Origin of the sequence: Flavobacterium profundi (assembly GCF_006491645.1) — a bacterium.
In the GTDB taxonomy this organism is placed as follows: domain Bacteria; phylum Bacteroidota; class Bacteroidia; order Flavobacteriales; family Flavobacteriaceae; genus Flavobacterium; species Flavobacterium profundi.
This window is the reverse complement of sequence record NZ_VDCZ01000006.1, coordinates 213,664-222,460: the sequence shown is the minus strand read 5'-3', so window position 1 is coordinate 222,460 and position 8,797 is coordinate 213,664. Positions and strand designations below refer to the sequence as shown.

The window sequence follows — 8,797 nt, the reverse complement described above, 5'->3', positions numbered from 1 at the left end:
AAAAAAACAAAACAGCTTATAAAGTACAAAACCACTCTAATAGCCCCGATTGTAGTGGCATCCTTTTTATTTTTATACCAAAAAATAAAAAGATAAAACGAAAAGCGGGAACATACCGATTTAGAATACCTAAGCCGTGCTCCTAATTATTATCTTCTTTTGCCAAACGCTCTTCTTTCATCTTTTTTATCTTTTCTTTCCAAGTTGCTGCTAGTTGGGTCAAATCAATTGGTTTAGCTGGCGCTTGATTTTCCAGACTTCCTTGTCTAAAAGCAGTAACTAGAATACTTTCAATATGAAAATCTTCCAATCTATCATAAGGCTTATATTCTTCTTTAATATTAATGTCGAAAAGTTTAGCTGTATTGTTTGACCAAAATGCTTTCCAGCCACTTTTATATTCTTTTATTAAGTCAAAAGTAGTTTCGCCTGTTTGTCTATTAATAAGTTTTACAAGAATTTGCCCGTCTTTTCTAGATAACTTTTTTAATTTAGGCTCGAATTCTTCTTGTAGGTACTTTTCAACTATTTTAAAATACTTCTTTTTTTCCTTTTTTGTTTGAAGTTTTGCCATTGTAGCATTTAATTGCAACAATTTTTCTGAAGTTAATTTTGCATAAGGATAAGTCTTATACACTCTCCTTTTCAATATAAGTAACTTCTTTCTTTCCTCATCTAAGCCAGAGACATCATTTTTTGAGACCACAATTTCATCCAATTGTATGGAATATAAAAGTGTTGAGTCTTGCGCATTCATACGTAAAGTATCTTGCACTTGTGCTTTTAAAGACACACTTATTAAAATAAAGAAACAAATAATGTAATTTTTCATAGCTTAAAATTATACTCAAAAATAATTAAATAATAGATAAGTCTTAAACCAATTTTATAATTTAGCAAAAAAATAAATATTTTATGAGTTCTAAATCGATATTAAACAAAGCGTCGCTTACTTTTTTAGAAAACTATTTGAATAATGCTTCACCAACTGGATATGAATCGGAAGGTCAAAAGATATGGATGGATTATTTAAAACCTTATGTACACACTTTTATTACCGATATATATGGTACGGCTGTTGGTGTTATAAATCCAGAAGCCCCATACAAAGTAGTTATTGAAGGTCATAGTGATGAAATTTCTTGGTATGTTAATTATATTACTGAAGATGGTTTTATATATGTAATTCGAAATGGCGGAAGTGATCATATGATTGCACCTTCAAAAAGAGTACATATTCATACAAAGAAAGGAATTGTAAAAGGGGTTTTTGGATGGCCTGCTATTCATACCCGTAATAAATCCAAAGAAGAACCTGCAAGAATAGATAATATCTTTATTGATTGTGGTTGTGAAACAAAAGAAGAAGTAGAAAAATTAGGCATTCATGTGGGGTGTGTAGTTACTTATCCAGATGCTTTTGAAATTTTAAACGAAAACAAATTTATTTGTAGAGCGATAGACAATAGAATGGGCGGTTTTATGATTGCTGAAGTAGCTCGTTTACTAAAGGAAAACAAAAAGAAATTACCTTTTGGTTTATATATTGTGAATTCGGTTCAAGAAGAAATTGGTTTACGTGGTGCAGAAATGATTACACAAACACTTAAACCAAATGTAGCAATAGTGACCGACGTTTGCCATGATACCACTACTCCAATGATTGATAAAAAAATCGAAGGTGACTTAAAAATGGGCAAAGGTCCAGTGATTGCGTACGCACCAGCTACCCAAAACATTCTTCGAGAAATGATTGTGGATACAGCTGAAGCAAATAAAATTCCATTTCAAAGACACGCGACTTCTCGTGTAACAGGAACAGACACCGATGCCTTTGCGTATAGTAATGGTGGTGTAGCCTCTGCATTAATATCATTACCGTTACGATATATGCATACCACGGTAGAGATGGTGCATAGAGAAGATGTTGAGAATGTAATTCGACTGATATATGAAAGTCTCTTAAAAATAGAGAATAATCATAATTTTTCGTATTTTAAATAATCCTTTTTTATGCATAAATTAACCTTTTCTGTTTTAGTTTCATTTTTTTTATTTACTTATGCTTTTGCTAACTCAATAATTACCAAAACGTTTGTAACTAAAACCGAAACAGAAAAGGTTACTTATTTTAGAAATCTTAATAAGGAGGCAAAAATAGAACACTTGCTTTTTTTTAAAAATTCGTTTAAAAGTCTGATTGAAAAAAATATTACAGATAAAGAAAGAAACAAAGGTTTTTTGTTTTGTTTAGCTTTAATTGATCAATTAGAAAAGAACAATATTGATGCAATTTTAAATTTTAAAGCTTTACTAGAAGATAAAAAATTCAATTTAACTAAAAGAGAACGCATGGATATTTATGTTGCTATGCAAGAATCCTACTTAAAGTTGAATTTATATTCTAAAGTTTTTGAATGTAACAATCAAATAAATAGTCTTATTCAACAAGGTGAAGATTATCCTTTATGGAGTTATAATATTCAAAGCAGACTTTACCTTCAATTGCAGCAATACGATAAAGCCATTTTTCAATTAAAAAAAGAGATTGCGTTTTTACTACAAAATAAGAAACGAGATTCTTTAATCATTCCATCTGCATACAACGATTTAGGCTACTATTATTCATTAGTAAAAAAAAATGACTCTGCAATTTATTTTTTCAATCAATCTCTGCAAATATCGAAGAAAAACAAAAAAAATATAGATTCTATAAGTTATGTTAACTTACTGATTAATACCCAAGAAAATATTGCCAATAGCTATTTACAATTAAAAGAATTTGACAAAGCAATTAAAGAAATTACTACAATAAATAACAGTTTGACGGAACAAAATAAAAAAACACCAAGCTATTTAAATCGTCAAATTTTGCTTGCAAAAGCATTTTTAGGCAAAAAAGATTTTGTCAAAGTAAAGGAATTAATTGAAACTATTGATAACAATTGTTGTTTGAATATTATATCCTTAAAGATTAATTTTTTAAACCTAAAACACTCCTATTACAATAAAATTGGTAAATCTGATTTAGCTTATGAAAACTTATTAATAATTAAAAAATTAACCGATTCACTATTCAATATTCAACAACAAAAACTTTTAAAAAGTACAGAGCTCAATTATGTAATTGAGCAAAATGAAAGAGAAGTTTTGGAAAAGAATAAAATCATCAAGGAAAAAGAAAATATGATTTTCACTACAATTATTATTGGATTATCTGTTTTATTAATCATTAGTTTTCTTTTTGTTCGAGTCAACAGAAAAAAACGATTTAAAATTGAAAAAATGAATTTGTCAATTGCTCAAAAAAATTCTCAAATCGAAGCATCCTTAAAAGAAAAAGAAATTTTGTTGAAAGAAATACATCACCGTGTTAAAAACAATCTACAAATAATTTCAGGAATTTTGGACCTTCAAAACTTTAGTATCAAAGAGCCAGAAATTAAAGCCATTATAAATGAAGGACAAAATCGAATACAATCTATCGCACTGCTTCACAAAACCATGTATCAAAATCAAAACTTCAATGCAATAAGCTTTGATAAATACTTAGCAGAATTAATTTCGTATAGCAAACAAACCTACTCCATATTAGACAAAGCAATTGAAATTCATTTTTCAAGCGACACTATTCAACTTGAAATTGACACAGCAGTTCCACTAGGATTAATTTTAAACGAACTAATTAATAACGCTTATAAGCATGCTTTTAAATCAAAAGAATCGGGTTTTATTGCTATTACATTTAAAGAGATAAGCAAAAAAAGTTATCAACTTATATTTAAAGATAATGGAAATGGTTTTGCGACTGATTTTGATGCAACCAAAATAAAAACAGTAGGTTATGAGCTAATAAATGGTTTGACAAAGCAATTAAAAGGAAAACTAACCACTTATAATGATAGCGGAGCTATAGTCGTAATTAATTTCAATATGAATTAAAATGGAAACACCAATACAAATTCTTATAGTAGAAGACGAATTTATAACTCAAAGAACCATTGCCAATCAGCTGGAAGAAATAGGTTACAAAATTGCAGGACTTGCAATGAGTAGTAAAGAAGCTATTGAGATTTTAAATTCTAAAAAAGTAAATTTTGCCATATTAGACATAAATATACAAGGCGAAAACGACGGAATTTGGTTAGCTAATTTTATTAAAGAAAAATATAACATCCCTTTTATCTATTTAACTGCCTATTCGGATGACCACACAATAAAACGTGCCATTAGAACGGAGCCTTTTAGTTATTTGGTTAAACCATTTCAAAAATATGATTTATTAACTTCCATTGAAATTAGTATACTAAATTTCAACAGGTTACACCCTAAAAAAGAGGCTTTTATTTTATTAAAACACAACGAAATATTTAAAAAAATAACTATTGCTAGCATTCTATACATTGAAAGCGATAAAAATTATTTGAAATTATTTTGCAAAGAGGAATTGTATCGCTACCGATCTACTATCAGTGACTTTATGGAACTATTACCTAATGATTTTTATCAAACGCACAAAGGTTTTATTGTTAATTCGAATTTCATTACTGGATTCAATCATTCATTTGTAAGAATCAATGAAACTCAAATTCCAATTTCTAAGACATATAAAGAAAAAATTATGAAATTATTAGGCAATTAACTTATTTTATCCCTAAAACAAATCATTCTTCCCTAAAATTTTACATATATAACATTTCATTTAACTTTTGTGTTATACTATCAACTATAACATAAAATGAAAAAAATTATATTTTTAATCGTTTTTCCTTTCTTGCTACAAGCACAAGTAGGAATAAATACTACTTCACCACATAGTAGTTCAATTTTAGACATCACAGCAACTGACAAAGGATTACTCGTGCCTAGAATTTCAATTACAAACTTAAACAACTCAGCACCAGTAACTTCACCTGCGGTTAGTTTATTTGTGTACAATACTAACATTAGTACTGGTGTAGGCTTTTATTATTGGAATGGCACACAATGGATCCCTTTTTCTGGAGTTTCAGATAATGACTGGGTAATTATTGGCAACAATATGTACAACGGAAACATTGGCAATGTGGGTGTAGGAACCACTACTCCGACTACTAAATTTCATGTAGAAAATATAGGAACAGCTACTTTTTTACTAAATCAAACTTTTGAAGGTAACACTATAGTCCCACTTACAACCAGTGGTAATTTAAACTGGATAACACAAGCCACACAAGTTCAAGCTGGCGTCTATGCAGCGAAATCAGGTGCAATTAATCACAATCAAAGCTCAAGTATTGAGTATACAGTAGCTGTTCCTACAGGTGGGGCTACCTTATCATTTTATTTTCGAGTAAGTAGTGAAATTGGTTTTGACTATTTTAGATTTTATATCGACGGTGTTCAACAAAACCAATGGTCTGGAAATGTAGATTGGTCTCAACTAAATACTACACTAAGTGCTGGTTCTAGAACATTGAGATGGGAATACAGTAAAGACGGTTCGAATGTTAGTGGTGAAGATGCAGCTTATTTAGACAATATGATGATAACTACAGCAGCACCAGCAGCTGTAAGAATTGTTGATGGAAATCAAGCAGCTGGAAAAGTACTAACATCAGATGCTAATGGAAATGCTTCATGGCAACAAATTACCAATAGTAGTATAGGCGATATTCCACTGATGGCTTCAATAAACGGACTTAGAATTCCTATTTGTAATGATGTAAATGTAGGCTCAACCGGAACCTTTAACGTAACCATAAAAGGCGTTCCTACAACTGTTTCTTGGGAAATATTAACCAAACAGCAAAAAAGTGGTTCTCAATTAATAAGCGGTGTACAAGTCGCAAGAGCTGAAGTACTAGCAGAAAGATTACAAGTACGTTACAATTTTAGTCCACAATTACCTTTTAATCCGAATGGCTTTATATTTAGCGCTAACAATAATAGTGGTTTCTCTGATGTATTTGTATTAAATTATGCTAACAAATCGCAATCCTCTGTTACCATTAATATTGCTCGAGTTGAAAGATTTGCAGAACAATCAGGTGCAAATTGCTGGACTGGACAATTTTATTTTGATGCTTTTATAACCAATTGAGATGATATTTTTATCATACTTCAAATAATTACCAAATAATTAAGCACTAGATTCAACAAAATAGTATCATAAATTTGTAAATTTTCTAAAAATATAGTTTTTTTTTTGCAAAATATTAACCAAAAATGATGTTTTACCGTTTTTATAAGCTAATTATCGATTTGTTTATGTTTCTTTAAGAATAATTTTGAGATTTGTGTTACCAAATTGAGTATGAAACTTTTACTATTTAATTTAATTAACCAAATGCTTTATTATGAATTCAAAAAGAATTTTGTTTCTACTTTTAGTTTGCCCCTTATTAACGTTTTCACAAGTAGGTATTGGAACTACTAATCCAACGCAACAATTAGACGTTAATGGAAATATTAGAATACGTGGTCTTTCTAACGTTACTGGAGCCACTACACCAGTATCTGTAACAGAAGACGGTACTTTAGTAACTGGATATAACAATGCTACTGCACCAGGTATTAAATTTGTAGGTTTTTTATCTCATGATTTGTCTTTAAATTTAGATTATAACTTTAAAGATATTATTCTTTCAAATGAACTTTTGGATTTATTGAATGAATATAATACTACTACAGGTCGTTATTCTCCAACCATAGATGGCTATTATAAAGTTTCAATGGATTTTGATATTGGAGATTATACTAATAATTCTAAAGATTTAGATATATTAATTGGTCTTTGGGATTTCACAACTAATAATTGGGTTCTAAGAAGAACTTTCAAGCATAGAGATAATAATAATTCTGGAATGGGTGGAGGAAGAAATGAAAGTTATGGAATTACAAATTATTTACAACTAAGACAAGGTCATTCCTATGGTTTTAGAATATTTACAGATTATGATAGTAATGTAACCCGTGATGCTAAATTAAAAGCAAGTAATAGTGGTTCTACTGGTACATCATTATCAACAAATTTTTCAATTGAGAAAGTACTATAAAACAACTTCTTTTTATTCAACTAAAAAAGCCTTAAAATTTAATTTAAGGCTTTTTTTATGTTTTTTAATATCTTATTATTTTTCTAAAAAACGCAATACATTCGATTCAATTCTACTTTGAATGTCTGAAATATCGGCTTTAACAAACTTCTCTCCTAGTATATTTTCGTAAAGCTCAATATATCTTTCTGAAACCGATTGTATATAAGCTTCAGACATTTCTGGAATTTGTTGTCCTTCTTTTCCTTGAAAACCATTGGCAATTAACCATTGACGTACAAACTCTTTAGACAATTGTTTTTGAGACTCTCCTTTATCCTGTCTTTCTTGATATCCTTCTAAATAAAAGTAGCGAGAAGAATCTGGTGTGTGAATTTCATCAATTAAAACAATTTTACCTTCTTTGGTTTTCCCAAATTCATATTTGGTATCTACTAAAATCAATCCTCTTGAAGCTGCAATTTCTGTTCCTCTTTGGAATAAAGCTTTAGTATATTTTTCTAAAACAAGGTAATCTTCTTCAGAAACGATACCCTTTTCTAAAATGGCTTCTCTAAAAATATCCTCATCATGTACTCCAAAATCAGCTTTTGTGGTAGGTGTAATAATAGGTTCAGGAAATTTATCATTTTCTTTTAAACCTTCTGGCAAATTAACCCCACAAAGCACTCTTTTTCCAGCAGCATATTCTCTTGCTGCATGACCTGATAAGTAGCCTCTGATCACCATTTCCACTTTAAAAGGTTGGCACAAATGTCCTACAGCTACATTTGGATCTGGAGTTGCAATAAGCCAATTGGGAACGATATCCTCTGTTAATTGCATGAAACGAGTAGCAATCTGGTTTAAAATTTGCCCTTTATAAGGAATTCCTTTAGGCATAACTACATCAAAAGCAGAAAGTCTATCGGTAGCAATCATTACTAAAAGTTCATCATTAATATTGTAAACTTCTCTAACTTTTCCGTGATAAACTGATTTTTGATTTGGGAAACTGAAATTAGTTCGTGTAATAGTATTCATTAAATGTTGTGTTGTTGAAGTGCAAATGTAAACTGTTTCCCAATGCTAAACAATATCAAAATAAAAAAAGGGAGAAATAACTTCCTCCCTTTTTTTATTTTATTACGTAACTTCTTATTTGAAACGAATATTATACGTTACACCAACCCCTACCGTTTGTAAGTCAACATCGTTTTCTGCAAATGTATTTTGGTAGAAAGCATAGATATTCCAATCTCTATTATGGTAACCGATTTGAGGGTTAACATACAAACCACCTTCATTGTTTTCAACATTAGAAAGGAATCCATATCCTAAATCAGAACCAAAAAACAATCCACTTGGCGTAAAATAATAACGTAAAAATCCTGCAACTGGGATTACTCCAAAATCTTCAAAATCGTCTTTTGCGAAGTAATGTGTATATCCTGAAGCGATACCAATAGCAAAATTTGGGTTGAATAAATATTGACCTCTAAGATCTACTCCTAAGTTAAAAGAAGATACATCTGATGCATCTCCAACTGGAACACCCGCAACTAATCCTGCTTTAAGCCATGAGTTATCTGGTGTAATATCAATTTCTTCTTGTGCAAAAATTGGACTTAATCCTAATAATCCAATAATTAAAAATAACTTTTTCATAATGTTTATTCTTTTAATATTATGGTACAAATTTCAATGATTTTTAAGCACCAAAACTTACATCATTTTTATAAAAATTTATAGAATTAAAAGAAATGACATTCCATTTAGCG

The 8,797-nt window shown here is 29.8% G+C and carries 8 protein-coding genes; 5 read left to right on the top strand and 3 right to left on the bottom strand.

Annotation, left to right across the window (positions count from 1 at the left end; translation table 11 throughout):
- Positions 1 to 142: 142 nt before the first annotated feature.
- Positions 143 to 832, bottom strand: coding sequence for a DUF4294 domain-containing protein (locus FHG05_RS10030; protein WP_140997882.1), 690 nt, complete (start codon positions 830 to 832; stop codon positions 143 to 145).
- 83 nt (positions 833 to 915) lie between these two features.
- Between FHG05_RS10030 and FHG05_RS10025 the strand changes: the two genes are divergently transcribed.
- From FHG05_RS10025 to FHG05_RS10005, 5 genes are all read left to right on the top strand, one after another.
- Positions 916 to 2,004 (top strand): M42 family metallopeptidase, encoded by a 1,089-nt coding sequence (locus FHG05_RS10025; protein ID WP_140997881.1) that lies wholly within the window; start codon positions 916 to 918, stop codon positions 2,002 to 2,004.
- Between the two features lie 9 nt (positions 2,005 to 2,013).
- Entirely contained in the window at positions 2,014 to 3,942 is a 1,929-nt protein-coding gene (locus FHG05_RS10020) for a tetratricopeptide repeat-containing sensor histidine kinase (RefSeq protein ID WP_140997880.1), read from the top strand.
- A 1-nt stretch (position 3,943) separates the two neighbouring features.
- On the top strand, positions 3,944 to 4,642 hold the full coding sequence (locus FHG05_RS10015) for a response regulator (RefSeq protein WP_140997879.1): 699 nt from the start codon (positions 3,944 to 3,946) through the stop codon (positions 4,640 to 4,642).
- 96 nt (positions 4,643 to 4,738) lie between these two features.
- Entirely contained in the window at positions 4,739 to 6,082 is a 1,344-nt protein-coding gene (locus tag FHG05_RS10010) for a hypothetical protein (RefSeq protein WP_140997878.1), read from the top strand.
- 256 nt (positions 6,083 to 6,338) lie between these two features.
- Positions 6,339 to 7,037, top strand: coding sequence for a hypothetical protein (locus FHG05_RS10005; protein ID WP_140997877.1), 699 nt, complete (start codon positions 6,339 to 6,341; stop codon positions 7,035 to 7,037).
- A 75-nt stretch (positions 7,038 to 7,112) separates the two neighbouring features.
- Here FHG05_RS10005 and FHG05_RS10000 read toward each other — a convergent pair whose 3' ends face one another.
- Positions 7,113 to 8,060 (bottom strand): phosphoribosylaminoimidazolesuccinocarboxamide synthase, encoded by a 948-nt coding sequence (locus FHG05_RS10000; RefSeq protein ID WP_140997876.1) that lies wholly within the window; start codon positions 8,058 to 8,060, stop codon positions 7,113 to 7,115.
- A gap of 114 nt (positions 8,061 to 8,174) precedes the next feature.
- Positions 8,175 to 8,684, bottom strand: a complete 510-nt coding sequence (locus tag FHG05_RS09995; RefSeq protein ID WP_140997875.1) for a hypothetical protein — start codon at positions 8,682 to 8,684, stop codon at positions 8,175 to 8,177.
- Positions 8,685 to 8,797 lie beyond the last annotated feature (113 nt).

Excerpts from the sequence above, each read along its gene's own strand:
- FHG05_RS10030 (WP_140997882.1), bottom strand. The coding sequence starts at position 832 with ATGAAAAATTACATTATTTGTTTCTTTATTTTAATAAGTGTGTCTTTA.
- FHG05_RS10025 (WP_140997881.1), top strand. The coding sequence starts at position 916 with ATGAGTTCTAAATCGATATTAAACAAAGCGTCGCTTACTTTTTTAGAA.
- FHG05_RS10020 (WP_140997880.1), top strand. The coding sequence starts at position 2,014 with ATGCATAAATTAACCTTTTCTGTTTTAGTTTCATTTTTTTTATTTACT.
- FHG05_RS10015 (WP_140997879.1), top strand. The coding sequence starts at position 3,944 with ATGGAAACACCAATACAAATTCTTATAGTAGAAGACGAATTTATAACT.
- FHG05_RS10010 (WP_140997878.1), top strand. The coding sequence starts at position 4,739 with ATGAAAAAAATTATATTTTTAATCGTTTTTCCTTTCTTGCTACAAGCA.
- FHG05_RS10005 (WP_140997877.1), top strand. The coding sequence starts at position 6,339 with ATGAATTCAAAAAGAATTTTGTTTCTACTTTTAGTTTGCCCCTTATTA.
- FHG05_RS10000 (WP_140997876.1), bottom strand. The coding sequence starts at position 8,060 with ATGAATACTATTACACGAACTAATTTCAGTTTCCCAAATCAAAAATCA.
- FHG05_RS09995 (WP_140997875.1), bottom strand. The coding sequence starts at position 8,684 with ATGAAAAAGTTATTTTTAATTATTGGATTATTAGGATTAAGTCCAATT.